This window comes from Sulfitobacter sp. CW3 (assembly GCF_019392245.1).
GTDB lineage: Bacteria > Pseudomonadota > Alphaproteobacteria > Rhodobacterales > Rhodobacteraceae > Sulfitobacter.
In genome coordinates, this window is record NZ_JAHXRL010000004.1 from 290,691 (window position 1) to 308,424 (window position 17,734).

Here is a 17,734-nt window from a genome sequence, read left to right on the forward strand (position 1 = left end):
CTTGGGGGACTACCTGCCGGGCAAAGCATCCCGTGCTGGTGCGGTTTCCCAATTATCAATCACGTGCATCGCTTCGTCAGCAGATTCAACAAACCTGAATAGGTCGAGATCCTCGGCTGAGATGGTGCCGGCGTCGGCCAGTGCATCCCAGTTTATGATCTTTTCCCAGAAGGCGCGCCCGAATAGCAAAAACGGCACCCGCGACATGCGGCCGGTTTGAATAAGGGTCAACGCCTCGAATGTTTCATCCATGGTGCCAAAGCCCCCTGGAAAAACGCAAATCGCACGCGCCCGCATTAGGAAATGCATTTTGCGGATCGCGAAGTAGTGAAAGTTAAAACACAGCTCTGGCGTGACATAAGCGTTTGGGGCCTGTTCAAACGGAAGCACGATGTTCAATCCGATGGACCGCCCGCCCGCGTCAACGGCCCCGTGATTGCCTGCCTCCATCACGCCGGGGCCACCGCCCGTCACGATGACATTTTCGCAACCATTTGTTTCCAGTGATTTCAGCGTCATCAGGCGCGCAAATTCACGTGCTTCCTCGTAGAAATGCGATAGATCGGCCAGTGTTTTGGTCCGCGCCTTGTCTTTGTCGGCTGGTTTTGGAATGCGTGCGCCACCGAACAGCACAATCGTTGATGTGATGCCGTGGGCGTCCAGCCCCATCTCGGGCTTAAGCAGTTCCAGCTGCAATCTGACCGGACGCAAAGCATCGCGGCCCATGAATTCCTGGTCGGTAAATGCCAGTCGATAGGCGGGCGCACGGGTTTGCGGCGTATCTGGGACTTCCTTGGCTTTGGCGCTGTCGGCGACAGCGTCGCGCAAAGGGTGGCGTATGTCTTCGGTCATCAAATTCTCCGGTCTGATCGTTGTCGCTAACATGCCTGCGTTCAGTGCAAATGACCACGCCAGCCGTTATGATTGCGTGAACAACGTGACGGGGGTATAGCCATGCCCAACACCTGATCCCATATTCCGGAGCTTACCCTATGTCTAACGCCCAACTTGAAACTGCAATCGAAGCTGCGTGGGATGCCCGCGACACCATTACGTCCGCCACCACAGGCGAACAGCGCGACGCGATCGAATCCACATTGGCCGCGCTGGACAGCGGCAAACTGCGCGTCGCTGAAAAGCAGGAAAACGGCGATTGGCATGTGAACCAGTGGGCGAAAAAGGCCGTTTTGCTGGGCTTTCGCATCAAAGACATGGAGCATCAGTCGGGCGGCCCACAAGGCGCAGGCTGGTGGGATAAGGTCGATAGCAAATTCAAAGGCTGGGGCGATGACGAATGGAAAACCGCCGGTTTCCGCGCCGTTCCAAACTGCGTTGTGCGCAAATCGGCCTATATCGCGCCGGGCGTTGTGTTGATGCCATCCTTTGTGAACATTGGCGCTTATGTCGACAGTGGCACGATGGTTGATACCTGGGCCACGGTTGGATCCTGTGCCCAGATCGGTAAAAACGTCCACCTGTCCGGCGGTGTTGGTATCGGCGGCGTGCTGGAACCCATGCAGGCTGGCCCGACAATCATCGAAGACAACTGCTTTATCGGGGCGCGCTCCGAAGTGGTTGAAGGTTGCATCGTGCGCGAAGGGTCTGTGCTGGGCATGGGCGTGTTCATCGGTCAGTCCACCAAAATTCTTGACCGTGACACCGGCGAAGTCATGTATGGTGAAGTGCCAGCCGGTTCGGTCGTCGTCGCGGGTTCCATGCCTTCGAAAAACGGCGTGAACTTGTACTGCGCCGTGATCGTTAAGCGCGTGGACGAAAAGACCCGTTCAAAAACGTCGATCAACGAACTGTTGCGCGACTAAAACGGAACGAAACAATACCTTTGGCGATTGAATCGCCAAAGGCATCAGAAAAGGGAAAGCAGTTATGGGTTTGGGATTTATCGGCTCTATCTTTGTCGGCGGCATGGCAGGCTGGATTGCCAGCATGATCATGAAGGCGAACACCGGAATACTGACTAACATCGGTTTGGGCATCGTCGGTGCCGTGGTGCTGAACTTTATTCTTGGCTTGCTTGATATCTATGCCGCTGATGCATGGTTGACCCAGCTTTTCGTTGGTTTGGTCGGTGCATGTTTGGTGATTTGGAGCTGGCGCGCCCTGCGCGGACGCAGCTGACCCTTTTCAGACAGGTCAGAACACGCTAGGGCTGCCACATCTTTATGCGGTGGCCCTTTTTATGTCTGACCAGAAAAAAACCAAGAAACCATCACGTCAGCAAGTCTATACCTTGCTGGTCGAGATCGGGCGCAAAGACGGTGACGGGTTGCCAGACAAGGCAACTGGTGCCGCATTGATGTGCTTTGCCTCTGGTATCGACGAGGCCGAAGCCGTGCGTGAAACAGTGGCGATCCTAAAGCAGGCGGACACCAACCCGCTGGATGTGACCGGATACGGCACATTGGCTGAACGCGAGGCCGAAGGTCACGAGATCGACGAAGAAGAGCGCGCCTTGATGGCACGGGCTTTGGACGAAAATTCGGTCATTATTGCGCAGATGACACCGTTTTTCGACTGATCAGGCTGCGCGGCGACTGGCCAAGGTGATCGCTTCAAACCGTTTCAATACAGTATGGGCAGGCTGGCCATGTTCGGGCAGCAGGCTCCGGTCAAAGCCGGCCAGAACGCTGTTGGCCATCTGATCGGGCTGGCGGCGCAGGCGTCCGATATACAGGCTTTCTGCGGGTGTGCCGGCGGCGATCATTGTCTCATGAGACGGCAGTAAAATCTGCGCATAGGTAATCGTCGGCCCGCAGGTTTCTCGCATGGCGGCGAACCCGTTGACCAGATGGCGCGCTGGGATCAGCACAGCCTCTTTGCTAAACAGATATTCGACCTCGGGCCCATCAATGACCAACCGTTGATCAGGGGCGACAATGATATCCTGTTGCAGCCCGAAATAGGGCGCGCGCAACCGGATCGGCGCGAAACTGCCGCAGGCTGGCACGGTTCTAAAGACGGTTTCCAACACAGGCACAACGCCAGACCCCTGCGTGGTGACAGTGTCGCCGCGTTTGAGGGTGGATAGCGGTTTGAACCCCCACGGCGTGGCAAGCGGCGTCGACGGCAAAAGCGACGGCATGGGGCCAATGGGTTCAATCTGGTCGGAAACTGCCGCAAAGATCACGTCGGATGCAATTTCCTGATCACCGCGACCCAATATCATATTGCGCAGGTCATCGACCAAGATCGGTTTGGGGTTGGGAACGGCAACCGTCGCGATGCGGTTGTTTTCAGGGTCCTCCATCGCAAGGCGTCCCCATTTCGCGGTGCTGTCCCATGAATAGGTCATGCGCATAACATCGTTACGGCCGCTGTCTTTGTGTTGGATCGCGGCATGGGCGATGTCATCGCCCTGCACCTGAACCAAGGCGACGCCGCCACCTGGAATGGCCTGAAATGTCAGGCTGCGCAGCCATGGAAAGGTTGATTTATACCCAAGCAACAGCTTTGGTTTGCCATCGGGGGCTTGCCGAGTTTCGAACATGATACTGCCGCGCGTGAGCAGGTCGTCTTGGCTGGTGCCGCAAACAGGGGCGTCACGTTTGTCGGTTCCCAGACCTAACGGCGAAAACCGCCGATCCTCGTTATGTGCCAGTGCAATCCACGTCATCGGCTAGACCACCATGTTAGCGAATAATGTAATGGCGGTGTAGCAATGCGATATCCTTGGACCGTTCTTATGGGATGCTTTGACGCTGATACCATGCTTGCCACCTTAATCTGTAGTTGAGACGATACATGTCAGCACGACCCACACGGTCTACGCCCGCAAATGGTCAAATCTGGTATTGATGGATGACCCGGTTTTCCGGTGTCATGCCTGCTGATGCCCTGCCTCGGGTAATATTATTGTGCCCAAGGTAGCACGGAAATTGGTCGACTGTTATCATTTTCATGGTCATCCCCCTTGGCACCGCGCCTTTTTCGCCACAAGTGTAAGGAAACCAATAGAAATCATACCTAAAGGATCCGAAAATGCCGAATATTGACCCCGTTGATCTTACCGCAAAGCTGGTGAAATGCCCTTCGGTGACGCCTGCGGATGCAGGGGCCTTGGATATTCTGTATGATTTGCTAAGCGGCGCAGGTTTTGAATGCGCGTGGGCGGACCGTGGCGGTATTCGCAATCTGTTTGCCCGCTGGGGGAACAAGGGCAATACGCGCTGTTTCGGGTTCAACGGGCATACCGATGTGGTGCCAATCGGGAACGAGGCGGATTGGACCTATCCGCCCTTTGGTGCAGAAATCAAAGACGGGGTTATGTACGGGCGCGGCACAACGGATATGAAATCCGGTGTTGCGGCCTTTGCCGCGGCTGCAGTGGATTTCGTGCGCGATACGCCCCCGGACGGGTCGATCGTGCTGGCCATCACTGGCGACGAGGAAGCCGAGGGCATCGATGGCACGAGTGCCTTGCTGGACTATATGGCGCAGGCTGGCGAGAGAATGGATGTTTGTCTGGTAGGTGAGCCGACATGCCCCAATAAAATGGGCGAAATGATCAAGATTGGCCGCCGTGGATCGCTGAATGCGCATTTCCGTATCGTCGGCAAACAGGGCCATTCGGCCTATCCGCACCGCGCCAATAACCCGCTGCCTGCGATGGTGCGGTTGATGGATCAGCTTGCGTCGCACACCCTTGATGAGGGGACCGACCATTTCGACCCGTCCACGCTGGCGGTGGTCACGGTTGATACCGGAAATCCGGCGACCAATGTTATTCCTGCGGAATGCCGTGGCACGGTTAATATCCGGTTCAACGATACTCATTCGGGTGCCAGCCTGACGGAATGGCTGGAAGAACAGGTTGCCGCCATTCGCGAGGCGTTCGGCGTGGTTGTCGAGCTGAAGGTAAAGATTTCCGGCGAAAGCTTTATCACTCCGCCGGGTGCGTTGTCTGATCTGGTGTCCAAGGCGGTCGCCGCCGAAACAGGCGTTACCCCCGAACTGTCGACGACAGGTGGCACATCTGACGCGCGGTTTGTGAAAAACCACTGTCCGGTCGTTGAATTCGGCCTTGTCGGGCAATCCATGCATGCGGTGGATGAAAACGTCGAGATTGCGCAGATTCACCAGCTCAAGGCGATCTACACACGGATTCTGACGGATTATTTCGCATGAGCGTAGAGATTGCAGTCAGCGATGATCTGGCCAGTTGCCATCTGCTGCGGCGGATCGTGTTTATCGAAGAACAGGGCGTTTCAGAAGCAGAGGAAATGGATGATCTGGATGCTGGGGGCATTCACATCCTCGCGACGGAAAACGCCATTCCCATCGGGACGGCCCGCCTGCATATCAAAGGTGAAGTCGCCAAAATTGGCCGCGTCTGCGTATTGAAAGCGCATCGCGGCACCGGGCTTGGGGCCGCCTTGATCCACGCTGCCATTGACGAGGCACGCCAACACGCAGCTGTCAAAACAGTCAAGCTGGGCGCGCAGCTTCATGCTTTGGGTTTCTATGAAAAACTTGGCTTTGTCGCGCAGGGGCCGGTCTTTGACGATGCGGGGATCGACCACCGTGAAATGGTGCTGTCCCTGTGAAACGGGGCACGCTGGTTGTCATGGTCAAAGAACCACGTCCCGGTAGGGTGAAAACCCGCTTGGGCCGTGATCTGGGGATGACCGCAGCCGCGTGGTGGTTTCGTCATCAAACCCGTCGCTTGATCCGCAATATCCAAGACCCGCGCTGGAACGTCGTGCTTGCTGTGACACCTGATCGCGCGGGCCTTAGCAGTCGCGTTTGGCCCGAGCATATTGCGCGGGCACCGCAGGGGCAGGGCAATCTGGGGGACCGTATGGCGCGGATGTTGCGGGGGGCACCTGCGGGGCCTGTCTGTGTGATTGGTGCGGATATTCCCGGCATCAACCGCGCAGAAATCGCCAAGGCGTTTCATGCGTTGGGCGGGCATGATGCCGTTTTCGGGCCCGCACCGGACGGCGGGTACTGGTTGATCGGGTTGAAACGCGCCCGCGCTGTGCCGCCCGGTTTGTTTGATGGCGTGCGTTGGTCGTCGGAACATGCGCTGGCTGATACCATCGCGACGCTACCAGATCACCGCATTGCCCAAGTCGCGACTTTGCAAGACGTAGATACAATCGACGATTTGCCCATGACGAACCGGGGTGCGCGTGCTACCTGCTAAAGCATGAGCAAAATACCATCCAAGCCCGAGATCCTTGATTGGATCGCCGCCAATCCAACCCTGACCGCCAAGCGTGACATCGCAAAGGCCTTCGGGATCAAAGGTGCTGCGCGTATCGATCTAAAGCGTGTGCTAAAAGAGCTGGAAGCCGAAGGCCATCTGGAAAAGCGCAAACGCAGCTATAGCGATCCTGATCGCCTGCCGCCGGTGTCTGTTTTGCAGATCACTGGCCCTGACAATGATGGTGATCTATTTGCCAAGCCGATGGAATGGGCGGGCGAGGGGGTGGAACCTGTCGTGTTGGTCATCCCCCGCGCTTCGGACCCCGCATTGGGGGCGGGCGACCGCATTCTGGCGCGCCTGGCTTTGGTAACCGGCGAGGATTATCATTACGAGGCGCGATTGATCCGCCGTATTGGGTCCAATCCACAAAAGGTGCTGGGTATCTTTCGCAAGACAACCGAAGGCGGCCGGATTGTTCCCATCGACAAAGGCGGCGACAAGGAATGGACTGTCGCATCAGACGCGACCTATGGGGCCAAGGACGGCGAGCTGGTCGAGGCCGAACAAGCTGGCCCCAAGGGCCGCATGGGTCTGCCCCGCGCGCGGATTGTGGACCGTTTAGGCGATCCGTCAGCACCCAAAGCCGTATCGTTGATCGCCATCCATCAGCACGGTATTCCAGATGCATTCCCGGATGATGTGATCGCCCAAGCAGACGCGGCCAAGCCCGTTGGCTTGAAAGGTCGCGAAGATCTGCGTGACATGCCGCTGATTACGATCGATCCGTCCGATGCCCGGGATCACGACGACGCGTGCTATGCCCATGCGGATGAGGACCCCAAGAACGAGGGCGGCCATGTGGTTTGGGTCGCGATTGCGGATGTGGCGGCCTATGTCACACCCGGATCGGCGTTGGACCGCGAGGCGCGCAAACGCGGCAATTCCACCTATTTCCCCGACCGTGTGGTGCCGATGTTGCCAGACCGCCTGTCGGGTGATCTGTGTTCCCTGCACGAAGGCGTACCGCGGCCTTGTATCGCCGTGCGCATGGTGCTGGACGCAAAGGGTCAAAAGATTAGCCACAGCTTTCACCGCGGCTTGATGCGTTCCCCTGCGTCGCTGCACTATGAAGAAGTCCAAGACGCAATCGAGGGTCGCCCGAACGATCGCACCGGCCCTTTGTTAGAGCCTGTTCTGAAACCGATTTACGCCGCTTATGCCGCGCTGAAAACGGCCAGAGCCGAGCGCGAGCCGCTTGATCTGGACCTGCCGGAGCGGCGGATCGAACTGGGCCCGGACGGGACAGTCAAATCGGTGAATTTCAAGGAGCGTTTGGATGCGCACCGTCTGATCGAAGAATTCATGGTGCTGGCGAATGTCGCGGCCGCCGAAACCTTGGTGGCAAAGAAAACGCCGCTGTTGTTCCGCATCCACGAAGAACCGACATTGGCCAAACTGGATGCCTTGCGTGAAACGGCGCAGGCGTCTGGATTCACGCTGGGCAAGGGCCAAGTGCTGCACACACGCCATCTGAACAAGCTGCTGAACGACGCGGCTGGCACGGATGACGCCGAGTTGATCAACCTATCCACGTTGCGGTCGATGACCCAAGCTTATTACGGCCCCGCACATATCGGGCACTTTGGCTTGGCGTTGCGGTCTTATGCGCATTTCACCTCGCCCATCCGGCGCTATTCCGATCTGATTGTTCACCGCGCATTGATCACGGCGCATGGCTGGGGCAAGGATGGCCTGTCGCCCCAAGACATCGAAGAGATCGAACAAACGGGCGCGCATATTTCGGATACCGAACGTCGTTCAATGACGGCGGAACGGGACACAACGGACCGCTATCTGGCTGCTTATCTGTCCGAGCGTGTGGGCAACGAATTCTCGGGCCGGATCAGCGGGATCGCGCGGTTCGGGGCTTTTGTGAAACTGGATGAAACTGGTGCGGATGGGTTGTTGCCCATGCGGTCCTTGGGTCGCGAATATTTCCATTTCGATCCCGAGGCGAACACTCTGATGGGGTCTGACACCGGGATTTTGATCGGCATCGGTCAACGTGTGACGGTGCGCCTGACCGAAGCGGTGCCTGTCACCGGTGGCATCGCGCTTGAGCTGTTGACGCTGGAAGGCAAGGCGCTGCCGCAAGGCGGGCGCGGGGGTCGCGGGCCAGCCGGAAGGACAAACCCCAAACGCAAAGGCGTCAAAGCCAAGCGCAAAGCTGACAAGGTCAAACGCAAGGTCAAACGGACACGGCGGTAGCCTGCGCATCATCTTGGCGGGGCTTTCTGGGGCGTTAGTTAATCGATACGCTCGTGCCGAGAAGTAGCGTAGGGGACTGATAATGAATGCTCGGGTTTTGGTGCTGGCCGCGTTGTTTGCCTTGGGGCAGGGGGTGGCACCTGTTGCGGCCCAAACTGCGCCGGATCATAGCGTGGCCGGAAATGATGCAGGTCTTCAACACTGGTTGGTTGATTTTCGCCCGCGTGCCTTGGATGCGGGGATTAGACCCGATGTATTCGATGCGGCGATTAAGGGCATTACCTATGATGAAAATGTCATTCGCAGAGATCGCAACCAGTCCGAGTTTACCAAAACCATTTGGGAATATCTGGAAACGGCGACCTCAGATTTAAGGATCGCGAACGGGAAAGCTGCGCTTGAACGTCAGAGCGCAGCACTTGCTGACATCGAAGCGCAATACGGCGTCGATAAAGAAGTCGTCGTCGCCATTTGGGGGCTGGAAAGCGCCTATGGGACGTTCCGTGGCAGGGACGGGGTGATCGGATCACTGGCGTCATTGGCGTATGACGGGCGGCGACAGGCATTCTTTGAAGCCGAACTGTTGGAGGCGTTGAGAATTTTGCAGGCGGGCGATACCAGCCCTGCCAAGATGACCGGCAGTTGGGCTGGGGCGATGGGGCATACGCAGTTCATGCCATCGTCGTTTCAACGCCACGCGGTCGATTTCACCAAAGATGGCAAGCGTGATATTTGGGGTGATGACCCCCGCGACGCGCTGGCATCGACGGCGGCCTATCTCAAACACTTTGGTTGGACGTATCAGCAGCCCTGGGGTGTCGAGGTGACGCTGCCCGACGGGTTCGATTACCTGCTGGCAGATCGCGAGACTTTGAAAACCCCGGCAGAATGGGCAGCGATTGGCATCACGGATATGAGCGGCGGCACCATTCCCAATCACGGGCCTGCGTCCATTTTGCTGCCCGGCGGCGCGGAGGGTGCTGCATTTATGATCTTTTCGAATTTCGCGGTGATCGAACGGTATAATACTGCGGATGCCTATGTGATCGGGGTCGGCCATTTAAGCGACAGGATCGTCGGGGGGCCGCCGATTGCACATGGCTGGCCGCTGCAAGATCGTGCGCTGACCTATGATGAGCGGATTGAGCTGCAAACGGAGCTAACCGCGCTTGGGTTTGATACGGTGAAGGTTGACGCCAAAATCGGCCCGTTGACGATCAATGCTGTACGGAATTTTCAAACAGCACAGGGGCTTTTGCCAGACGGCTATGCGTCGCTTAGGTTGTTGGAGAGGGTTCGGGCGGTCCGCTAGAAAAGAAAACCCAAAACCCCAGAGGGTTTTGGGCATGCCTTCGGCGAGGATTTTAGTCCATTTGGAAGACCTTAGGTCGGGGACATGCCCCGCAGGCGTTCCGATCTGCGACGAAGCAATTCGACCACAGTCAGCAAGCAGATCGAGATACCCACCAGAATGGTTGCAACCGCCAGAATGGTTGGGCTGATCTGTTCACGCAGGCCCGTGAACATTTGCCACGGTAGTGTTTTCTGGCCAGCTGAGCCGACGAAGAGAACCACGACGACTTCGTCGAATGAGGTGATGAAGGCGAAGAGGCCACCCGAGATCACACCGGGCAAGATCAGTGGCATTTGCACGCGGAAGAAGGTTGTTACCGGGTTCGCGCCCATGTTTGCCGCAGCGCGGGTAAGTGAGCGGTCAAAGCCCACGAGGGTTGCCGTGACTGTGATGATGACAAAGGGGATGCCAAGCGCGGCATGCGCCAGCACCACGCCCAGATAGGTACCTTGCAGGCCAACACGACTGTAGAAGAAGTACATGCCTGCCGCAGAAATGATCAGCGGTACGATCATTGGTGAGATCAGGATTGCCATGATCGCGCGGCGGAAAGGCACGTGTTGCTGGCTAAGCCCGATTGCCGCGAGTGTGCCGAAGGAGACGGAAAGGAATGTCGCGGCAGGTGCGATTTTGATCGAGTTCCACACGGCCCCTTGCCAGTCCGAGCTATTAAAGAAATCGCGGTAATGTTTGAGCGAGTATCCTGCGGGGTCAAAGCTGAGCATTTCGGGGGTGAAGGTAAAGAAATTCTCGGCGTTGAAGCTGAGGGGCATCACCACCAGAATTGGCGTGATGAGGAAGACAAAGATCGCCCCGCAGATGACCCGAAATGCAAAGTGCCACAGCACCTGACCGGGGGTCAGATAGGGTGCGACTTTGGCGCGGTAGCGGCCCTCGTAGAGCCAAAAGCTGAACCAGCCAAAGAACCACCCAAAGGCAGCGCCGATGATCAGGCCGGGAATGCCTGCCATGAAATAGCCGACACCCGCCACGATGATCGTGGTGGCCCAGCGGCCTAGCTTTTCGTTTTTGACAATCTGCGTGAGCAAAAAGGCCAGCGCGCCGGCGATGATGGCACCGATGATAACACCTAGAAAACCGCTGCCATTAGCAGTGCCAACAAAGAGACCAGCAATGGCCCCTGCCGCGGCGGCCACGGGCACATAGAACGAGACGGGTTTGCGAGAGATTGGTGTGAGTGCGACCATGTCCTTAGCCCCCCAGTTTCACGTTATCGATGCCGACGATCTTGTCATAGGCATAGTAGAGACCCAGAACGACCGCGAGCAGGATGGCACCCAATGCCGCCGCAAGACCCCAGTTCAGAGAGCTGGAGATGTGATAGGCGATACGGTTCGAGATGAATGTACCGGTTCTGCCGCCCACGATTTCAGGGGTGATGTAATAGCCGATGGACAGGATGAACACGAGGATCGACCCGGCACCGATACCCGGCACGGATTGTGGAAAGTAGACCCGCCAGAACGCCGTCCAATTGGTGGCACCCAGCGATTTTGCAGCGCGCAGATAGCTGGGCGGCACTGTTTTCATCACCGAATACAGCGGCAAGATCATGAAGGGCAGCAGGATATGCGTCATCGCGATAATCGTGCCTGTCTGGTTGTTGATCAGCGCCAGACGGCTGTCATCGGCGACGACGCCCAGCCAGACGAGCGTATCATTGATGACCCCTTGTTGTTGCAGCATGACCTTCCAAGCCGAGGTGCGCACAAGGAGCGATGTCCAAAACGGCAACAGCACAAGGATCATCAGCAGGTTTGCCGTGCGTGCGGGCAGGTTGGCCAAGATCCAGCCCACGGGATAGCCCAGCAAAATACAGCTAAGCGTAATGCAAACTGACATGAACAGGGTCCGCTTGAACAGGGTCCAGTAAATGCGTTCGTCGTCGGGGCGCAGGGCAGGGCCGTCGGGGGTTTTCTGCATGTCGACTGCATTCAGAAAATACCCGTTGGTGAACCGAGGGCTATAGGTCGCAATCGTTTGCCAGATCGGCAGTTCCACCCAGTCTTTGTCGATATCGGCAAAGGCTTGTGCGTAATCGACGCTGTCAAAGCTTGGCGCGGCTGCGGCGGCTTGGGCCAATTCTGTGGCACCGGGGCCCGCATAGGCGGCGATTTGTTCGGCTGTCGGCCCGGTCAAATCATCATAGAAAGCGGAATAAACCAGCGGCCATGGATCTTCTTTGTAGAGGTTATCGTTGTCTTCGTTTTGGACGAAATCGGCGAAGATCAGATAGTAGTTGGCGGTTTGCGGCAGGATGTCGGCAATACCGTCGCGCATTTCAAAGGGTGGCTGTGCATCGCCCGAGGCTTTCTTCCAGTCTTTCATGGTGGCAAGCCATGCGTCGGAGCCTAGGACGTCGTTCCAGTTTTCGCCCTTTTTCCAAAAGGCGTTCAGGTCTTCGAACTGGTCTTGGTAGACTTCGCCGATGTCATCAACGCCGCGGCCGGATTTGCGGAACAAGGACGACGCACCGGTCAGTTCATAGTTAAGACGAGACCCCAGACGGGTGTGCAACTTGCGTTCCTGGGCGACGTATATGTCTTGGTACAACGATTTATAGACCGCTTGATCGGGTAATTCGCCGCCTTCACTATCCCAGTTTTTCAGCTCGGTCGTGGTGCGGGGAAGGGTATCTTGGACGATCTTGTTTTCGACAGACCGAAATAACATATCTGCGATTGGTGCAACGAACGTGACCAACACAAAGATCAACAAAGGCGCGATTAGCAAAAGCGCACTGATCTTTTGGCGGCGTAATGCGCGGTTCAAGCTGCGCTTGAGCGGTGTGCCATCGGCGGCAAGCATTGGGCCGGTGTATTCATCTTCGGCGCGTTCCGCGGCAAGGGCGGAATTTGGTGCTGTGGTCGCGTTGTTTACATCGCTCATATCGGCCCCATGGGGTTGGATCGTCGTGAAAGTCGGAAAGGTAGAAACGATAGAGGTGGAGAGGGCCGTGCTGGCCCTCTCCCGGTAGGTCTAGACGCTTATTGCGCCAACCATGCCTGGAACTTCGCGTCGATATCGTCGCGGTAGTCAGCCCAGAATTCGTAGTTATACAGGAACGTGTTCTGTGCGTTGTTGGGATCTGTTGGCATGTGTGGTGCCATGTCGATGCCCAGATCTGCGTGCTTGCCAACCATAGGAGCGGAGGACAAACGGGCAGGACCGTAGCTGATGTATTGCGATTGATCGGCCAGACGCTGTGTGTCTGTCGCGAATTTCACAAAGTCCATGACGCGGGCCAGACGATCTGCTGGCAGGCCTGCTGGAATGATCCAACCGTCAAGGTCAAACACCTGTGCGTCCCAAAGCATTGCAACGGGTTGCTTTTGCTCTTCGATCACGCTGAACAGACGACCGTTGTAGGTGGAACCCATAACGATTTCGCCATCGGCCAGCAGTTGGGGCGTGTCAGCGCCAGCGGACCACCAGATAACGTCGTCTTTGATGGTATCCAGTTTGGCCAGAGCCTTTTCCTGACCTTCTGGTGTGGCCAGAACGTCATATACGTCGGCTTTTGCAACGCCGTCACAAAGCAACGCCCATTCCATGTTGTTGATTGGACGCTTTTCCAAGGAACGCTTGCCTGGGTATGCTTCCAGATCGAACACGTCACAGATTTTCGAAGGAGGCGTGTCGCCTACCATGTCTGTGCGGTAACCGAATGTGGTCGAATAAACGATCTGCGGAATAAAGCAGTCGCTGACCAACAGGTCGCCAAAGTCGTCGGATGCGGATGTGCCATCGGGTGCTGCTGCCAGCACTTCGTCGGCGTCGATTTCCATTGCCAAGCCTTCGTCACACAGACGAATGGCATCGGCCGCTACGACGTCGACCAGATCCCATGTCACGTTGCCAGCTTCGTTCATGGCGCGCAGTTTGGCCACGGCTTCAGCCGAGCTTTCGTCCCATACTGCTGTCACATCGGAGTGCATGCCCAGATAGGGCTGAACATATGCTTTATCTTGGCTGGCTTGGTATGCGCCACCCCAGGAAACAAGTGTCATATCTTTTGCCATGTTGCCGTGTGCATCGGCAAAGGCCAATGTACCAGCGCCAACAATCGCGGAAGAAGCGAGTAGCGTTGTTGTAAATTTCATTAGATAGTCTCCCAACTATTGCCCGTTTAGTTCTTGAGGATGTGATAACGGGCTTAACCACAGCCTCTTGGTGTGCGGCCCTATTTTAGGGCCACAGTCCGTCTCTTGACTTAGGCGTCAAGCGCACGGCAATCCTCTGCCAGCCAACCGATTTCGATCTGTTGGCCCGGCTTCAAGCGCACCTGATCGGGTGCGTTGCGGGTTTTGATGATAAAGTTATCAGTGCCAGCAACGCGCAGCCGGGTGCGGAAAATGTCGCCCATATAGACGAACTCAAGCACTTCGGCTTTCAGCGTGTGCGCGCCTTCGGGCATGCGATCTTTGTTGAACTCAACGCGTTCGGGGCGGATCGAAACGCGGGTGCGTTCGCCTGCTTGGGTCACGTTGATCGGTTTCGCTTCGATCAGGCCGCCACCGTCCAGCTGCACCAGACATGTGCCGCCTTTGATTTCTTTTACCACGCCTTCCAGCGTGTTATTTTCGCCAATGAACTGCGCGACAAAGCTGTTTTCAGGCTCTTCATACAGCAAATCCGGCGGGGCCAATTGCTGGATGCGACCATTTTCAAAAACGGCCACGCGGTCTGACATTGTCAGGGCTTCGGTCTGGTCGTGGGTCACATAGACCACGGTGATGCCCAATTCGTGGGCAAGATGCGTGATTTCAAACTGCAAGGTTTCACGCAGTTGTTTGTCCAAGGCACCAAGCGGTTCGTCCATCAAGACCAGCTCGGGTTCAAACACCAAGGCGCGCGCCAAGGCGACACGCTGCTGTTGACCACCAGAAAGCTGGGCAGGGCGGCGACCGCCAAAGTCGCCCATTTGCACGCGGTCCAGTGCGATCTTAACCTTTTCCTCGCGGTCGGACTTGCCCATCTTGCGGACTTCCAACGGGAACGAAAGGTTTTCGGCCACTGTCATATGCGGAAACAACGCATAGTTTTGGAACACCATGCCAATGCCGCGCTTGTGTGGCGGGATGTTGTTGATCGATTTCCCATCAAGGCGAATATCGCCGTGGGTGGCCGTTTCAAACCCTGCAAGCATCATCAGACAGGTCGTTTTGCCCGATCCCGATGGCCCTAGCATTGTCAGAAATTCGCCCTTTGGCATCGATAGGTTCAGGTCTTTGACGACAAGATTTTCACCGTCATAGCTTTTCTGTACACGTTCGAATTCTACAAACGCATTCGTTGCTGAAGTATCTGCCAAAAGCTGGCTCCCCGTTTATTTTGACGTTCATGCGCCCTTGTTGACAGAAAGTTAAAACCGTCCGAGTCGTGGTTTGCAACCAATTATCACCAGTTTGATGGAAATCCGGGCAATTGCAGGACAAATTCCCGCTATTTTAGCAAATTCAGTTGATCTGACTGCAGATTAGGCAGGTCCGGTTTCGTTATTTCATTGCCGCTACGAAAAAGCTGGCCCAAGCTGCTGCGTGATACGTTGTTTAAGGATATCAATAATGCCCGCCATCGACCTTCCGTTTACCGCAATAGAATACAGCCGCCGCCTTGAACTGGTGCGCAGCGAAATGGCGACGCGGGGATTGGACGCGTTGTTTGTGACTGACCCCAGCAACCAAGCGTGGCTGACAGGATACGACGGATGGTCATTTTATGTGCATCAAGGCGTAATCGTGTTGCCGGACGCCGATCCGATCTGGTGGGGCCGCAACCAAGACACCAATGGCGCGTTGCGCACCGTCTGGATGGCCCCCGATTCTGTACGGGGTTACGCAGACGGTTTTGTGCAATCCACGGAACGGCACCCGATGCAGGATCTGGCGGTTCATCTGGCCGCCGCAGGGGTAGAGGCGGGGCGCATTGGCGTCGAAATGGACAACTACTATTACTCAGCCAAGGCGCATGCGTCACTTTGTGAGAGCCTGCCCAAAGCGCAAGTCGTTGATGCGACTGCTTTGGTGAATTGGAAGCGGACGGTTAAATCTGAACCGGAACTGGCGTTCATGCGCAAAGCGGCGTTGATTTCGGAAAAGATTGTCGACGGTTTGATCGAACGGGTTGAACCGGGTGTTCCCAAAAATGAAATCGTTGCCGAGATTTACCGCGATGCGATCCGCGGCGTTGACGGGGCGTGGGGTGATTATCCGGCGATCGTCCCGCTTTTGCCGTCTGGGTCAGACGCAGCCGCGCCGCATTTGACATGGGATGGCAGACCCTTCGCAACGGGCGAGGCGACATTCTTTGAGATTTCAGGCTGCTATCGCCGTTATCATGCACCGTTTTGCCGGACGCTGTTCCTTGGGACGCCGCCCGATTTCCTGAAACGGGCCGAGGCCGCACTGGTCGAAGGGTTGGAGGCCGGGTTGGACAAAGCCCGTGCTGGTAATCGGGCATGTGACGTGGCGAATGCGCTGGCGGCACCGCTGGAAAAGGCTGGGATCGAACGCGGCGCGCGCTGCGGCTATCCCATCGGTCTTAGCTATCCGCCTGATTGGGGCGAACGCACGATATCGCTGCGCGCCGAGGATGAAACCGTGCTTGAGCCGAATATGACCTTCCATTTCATGCCCGGCCTTTGGATGAAGGATTGGGGGATCGAGATCACCGAAAGCATCCGCATCCGCGAAGATGGCGCTGCGGAAACCTTCTGTAACCGACCCCGGCAGATGTTCGTTAAATGACGTTGCAAGCCACCGTTGATCTGCTGGACCGGTTGATCGCCTACCCGACCGTTTCGACCGATAGCAATCTTGAGCTGATCATCGATTTGTCGGGGCGGCTGCAATCGCTGGGCGCGCGGACTCATATCTTTGGCGACGAAACCGGATCCAAGGCTACGTTGTTCGCGACATTGGGGCCGGATGTACCGGGCGGCGTGTTGCTGTCGGGGCATTCCGATGTGGTGCCGGTGACCGATCAGGATTGGTCAAGCGATCCGTTCCAGATGCGCGAGGCCGAAGGGCGGCTTTATGGGCGCGGCACCTGCGATATGAAGGGGTTCATTGCAGCAAGCGTTGTGATGGCGGAACATTACGCCACGCTGCCCCTGAAACGCCCCGTGCATTTCGCCTTTACCTACGACGAGGAAACCGGATGTCTGGGCGCGCAGGCGTTGATACCCGAGCTGAATCGCCTTGGGATCAAACCCGACATCGCCATTATCGGCGAGCCGACCGAGATGCGCGTGATCGAGGGCCATAAAGGCTGCTGTGAATATACGACACGGTTTGAAGGGCTTGAGGGGCACGGATCCTCGCCCGATCTGGGGGTAAATGCCGCCGAATATGCGGTGCGCTATGTCACACGGTTGATGGCGCTGCGCGAGGATTTGCGCGCCCGTGTCCCCGACGGCAGCCGCTTTGACCCGCCCTATACCACAATCAACATTGGCCGGATCCAAGGTGGTCATGCGCATAACGTGATTGTCGGAAAGGCCGAGGTCGATTGGGAGTTCCGCCCGGTGCAAACGCATGACTTGCGCTTTGTCAAAGAGACGATGGAAGCGTTTGTCGAACAGGATTTGCTGCCGCAAATGCGCGCGGTGTACCCGTTGGCCGATATCTCGACCGAAACATTGGGCGAGGTCGTGGGCCTTGAGCCGATGAGCGAAAATGCCGCGCGTGATCTTGTGGCGGGTTTGGTAGGGGCGAACGGGGCTGACGTTGTCCCGTTCGGAACCGAGGCAGGCCTGTTTCAGCAAATGGGCATGGATGTGGTCGTTTGCGGGCCAGGATCAATTGCACAGGCGCATAAGCCCGATGAATTCGTCAGCCTGGATCAGCTTGGTGCCTGCTTGGGAATGTTGGAACGTCTTGGTCAGAAATTGGTGTAGGGGCGCAAGGATACCTCGCGCCCCG

The 17,734-nt window shown here is 56.9% G+C and carries 16 protein-coding genes; 10 read left to right on the forward strand and 6 right to left on the reverse strand.

Annotated features, from left to right (window positions below; translation table 11 throughout):
- Window positions 1-9: 9 nt before the first annotated feature.
- Window positions 10-852: an LOG family protein gene (locus KZZ06_RS11485; protein WP_219580175.1), complete on the reverse strand. Its 843-nt coding sequence runs from the start codon at window positions 850-852 to the stop codon at window positions 10-12.
- Between the two features lie 140 nt (window positions 853-992).
- On the opposite strand from KZZ06_RS11485, the gene dapD reads away from it, so the two are divergent.
- From dapD to KZZ06_RS11500, 3 genes are all read left to right on the forward strand, one after another.
- Window positions 993-1,820 (forward strand): 2,3,4,5-tetrahydropyridine-2,6-dicarboxylate N-succinyltransferase, encoded by an 828-nt coding sequence (gene dapD / locus KZZ06_RS11490; RefSeq protein WP_219580176.1) that lies wholly within the window; start codon window positions 993-995, stop codon window positions 1,818-1,820.
- Window positions 1,821-1,884: 64 nt separating this feature from the next.
- Complete coding sequence (locus KZZ06_RS11495) at window positions 1,885-2,136, forward strand: GlsB/YeaQ/YmgE family stress response membrane protein (protein ID WP_219580177.1); 252 nt, start codon at window positions 1,885-1,887, stop codon at window positions 2,134-2,136.
- 61 nt (window positions 2,137-2,197) lie between these two features.
- Entirely contained in the window at window positions 2,198-2,536 is a 339-nt protein-coding gene (locus tag KZZ06_RS11500; protein WP_219580178.1) for a hypothetical protein, read from the forward strand.
- On the opposite strand, the gene KZZ06_RS11505 is transcribed toward KZZ06_RS11500, so the two are convergent.
- Window positions 2,537-3,631 (reverse strand): Hint domain-containing protein, encoded by a 1,095-nt coding sequence (locus tag KZZ06_RS11505; RefSeq protein ID WP_219580179.1) that lies wholly within the window; start codon window positions 3,629-3,631, stop codon window positions 2,537-2,539.
- A gap of 365 nt (window positions 3,632-3,996) precedes the next feature.
- Here KZZ06_RS11505 and dapE point away from each other — a divergent pair, with 365 nt between their 5' ends.
- The 5 genes from dapE to KZZ06_RS11530 all read left to right on the forward strand — a co-directional run bounded on the left by dapE (window position 3,997) and on the right by KZZ06_RS11530 (window position 9,746).
- Complete coding sequence (gene dapE, locus KZZ06_RS11510; protein ID WP_219580180.1) at window positions 3,997-5,142, forward strand: succinyl-diaminopimelate desuccinylase; 1,146 nt, start codon at window positions 3,997-3,999, stop codon at window positions 5,140-5,142.
- Window positions 5,139-5,561 (forward strand): GNAT family N-acetyltransferase, encoded by a 423-nt coding sequence (locus tag KZZ06_RS11515; protein ID WP_219580181.1) that lies wholly within the window; start codon window positions 5,139-5,141, stop codon window positions 5,559-5,561. Before dapE ends, KZZ06_RS11515 begins: the two co-directional genes overlap by 4 nt.
- Window positions 5,562-5,581: 20 nt before the next feature.
- Complete coding sequence (locus tag KZZ06_RS11520; RefSeq protein WP_219580451.1) at window positions 5,582-6,163, forward strand: TIGR04282 family arsenosugar biosynthesis glycosyltransferase; 582 nt, start codon at window positions 5,582-5,584, stop codon at window positions 6,161-6,163.
- 3 nt (window positions 6,164-6,166) lie between these two features.
- A complete protein-coding gene (gene rnr / locus KZZ06_RS11525) occupies window positions 6,167-8,434 on the forward strand; it encodes a ribonuclease R (protein ID WP_219580182.1) in 2,268 nt (755 codons plus the stop codon).
- An 82-nt stretch (window positions 8,435-8,516) separates the two neighbouring features.
- Window positions 8,517-9,746 carry a lytic murein transglycosylase gene (locus KZZ06_RS11530; RefSeq protein ID WP_219580183.1) on the forward strand — a complete coding sequence of 410 codons (1,230 nt, stop codon included), beginning with the start codon at window positions 8,517-8,519 and terminating at the stop codon, window positions 9,744-9,746.
- Between the two features lie 71 nt (window positions 9,747-9,817).
- On the opposite strand, the gene KZZ06_RS11535 is transcribed toward KZZ06_RS11530, so the two are convergent.
- From KZZ06_RS11535 to KZZ06_RS11550, 4 genes are all read right to left on the reverse strand, one after another.
- Window positions 9,818-10,996, reverse strand: a complete 1,179-nt coding sequence (locus KZZ06_RS11535; RefSeq protein ID WP_219580184.1) for an ABC transporter permease — start codon at window positions 10,994-10,996, stop codon at window positions 9,818-9,820.
- A 4-nt stretch (window positions 10,997-11,000) separates the two neighbouring features.
- The gene (locus KZZ06_RS11540; protein WP_219580185.1) at window positions 11,001-12,698 is read right to left on the reverse strand and encodes an ABC transporter permease; all 1,698 of its coding nucleotides are present in this window, start codon (window positions 12,696-12,698) and stop codon (window positions 11,001-11,003) included.
- Between the two features lie 98 nt (window positions 12,699-12,796).
- Window positions 12,797-13,912 (reverse strand): extracellular solute-binding protein, encoded by a 1,116-nt coding sequence (locus tag KZZ06_RS11545; protein WP_219580186.1) that lies wholly within the window; start codon window positions 13,910-13,912, stop codon window positions 12,797-12,799.
- A gap of 110 nt (window positions 13,913-14,022) precedes the next feature.
- Window positions 14,023-15,123 carry an ABC transporter ATP-binding protein gene (locus KZZ06_RS11550; RefSeq protein ID WP_219580187.1) on the reverse strand — a complete coding sequence of 367 codons (1,101 nt, stop codon included), beginning with the start codon at window positions 15,121-15,123 and terminating at the stop codon, window positions 14,023-14,025.
- Between the two features lie 253 nt (window positions 15,124-15,376).
- Here KZZ06_RS11550 and KZZ06_RS11555 point away from each other — a divergent pair, with 253 nt between their 5' ends.
- Together KZZ06_RS11555 and argE are read left to right on the forward strand one after the other, a co-directional pair.
- Window positions 15,377-16,558 carry a M24 family metallopeptidase gene (locus tag KZZ06_RS11555; protein WP_219580188.1) on the forward strand — a complete coding sequence of 394 codons (1,182 nt, stop codon included), beginning with the start codon at window positions 15,377-15,379 and terminating at the stop codon, window positions 16,556-16,558.
- Window positions 16,555-17,709, forward strand: a complete 1,155-nt coding sequence (gene argE, locus KZZ06_RS11560; RefSeq protein WP_219580190.1) for an acetylornithine deacetylase — start codon at window positions 16,555-16,557, stop codon at window positions 17,707-17,709. Before KZZ06_RS11555 ends, argE begins: the two co-directional genes overlap by 4 nt.
- The last annotated feature ends 25 nt before the right edge of the window (window positions 17,710-17,734 follow it).

What these genes read in the sequence shown, in the direction of transcription:
- KZZ06_RS11485 (WP_219580175.1), bottom strand. Translation starts at nt 852, where the DNA reads ATGACCGAAGACATACGCCACCCTTTGCGCGACGCTGTCGCCGACAGC.
- dapD (WP_219580176.1), top strand. Translation starts at nt 993, where the DNA reads ATGTCTAACGCCCAACTTGAAACTGCAATCGAAGCTGCGTGGGATGCC.
- KZZ06_RS11495 (WP_219580177.1), top strand. Translation starts at nt 1,885, where the DNA reads ATGGGTTTGGGATTTATCGGCTCTATCTTTGTCGGCGGCATGGCAGGC.
- KZZ06_RS11500 (WP_219580178.1), top strand. Translation starts at nt 2,198, where the DNA reads ATGTCTGACCAGAAAAAAACCAAGAAACCATCACGTCAGCAAGTCTAT.
- KZZ06_RS11505 (WP_219580179.1), bottom strand. Translation starts at nt 3,631, where the DNA reads ATGACGTGGATTGCACTGGCACATAACGAGGATCGGCGGTTTTCGCCG.
- dapE (WP_219580180.1), top strand. Translation starts at nt 3,997, where the DNA reads ATGCCGAATATTGACCCCGTTGATCTTACCGCAAAGCTGGTGAAATGC.
- KZZ06_RS11515 (WP_219580181.1), top strand. Translation starts at nt 5,139, where the DNA reads ATGAGCGTAGAGATTGCAGTCAGCGATGATCTGGCCAGTTGCCATCTG.
- KZZ06_RS11520 (WP_219580451.1), top strand. Translation starts at nt 5,582, where the DNA reads ATGGTCAAAGAACCACGTCCCGGTAGGGTGAAAACCCGCTTGGGCCGT.
- rnr (WP_219580182.1), top strand. Translation starts at nt 6,167, where the DNA reads ATGAGCAAAATACCATCCAAGCCCGAGATCCTTGATTGGATCGCCGCC.
- KZZ06_RS11530 (WP_219580183.1), top strand. Translation starts at nt 8,517, where the DNA reads ATGAATGCTCGGGTTTTGGTGCTGGCCGCGTTGTTTGCCTTGGGGCAG.
- KZZ06_RS11535 (WP_219580184.1), bottom strand. Translation starts at nt 10,996, where the DNA reads ATGGTCGCACTCACACCAATCTCTCGCAAACCCGTCTCGTTCTATGTG.
- KZZ06_RS11540 (WP_219580185.1), bottom strand. Translation starts at nt 12,698, where the DNA reads ATGAGCGATGTAAACAACGCGACCACAGCACCAAATTCCGCCCTTGCC.
- KZZ06_RS11545 (WP_219580186.1), bottom strand. Translation starts at nt 13,912, where the DNA reads ATGAAATTTACAACAACGCTACTCGCTTCTTCCGCGATTGTTGGCGCT.
- KZZ06_RS11555 (WP_219580188.1), top strand. Translation starts at nt 15,377, where the DNA reads ATGCCCGCCATCGACCTTCCGTTTACCGCAATAGAATACAGCCGCCGC.
- argE (WP_219580190.1), top strand. Translation starts at nt 16,555, where the DNA reads ATGACGTTGCAAGCCACCGTTGATCTGCTGGACCGGTTGATCGCCTAC.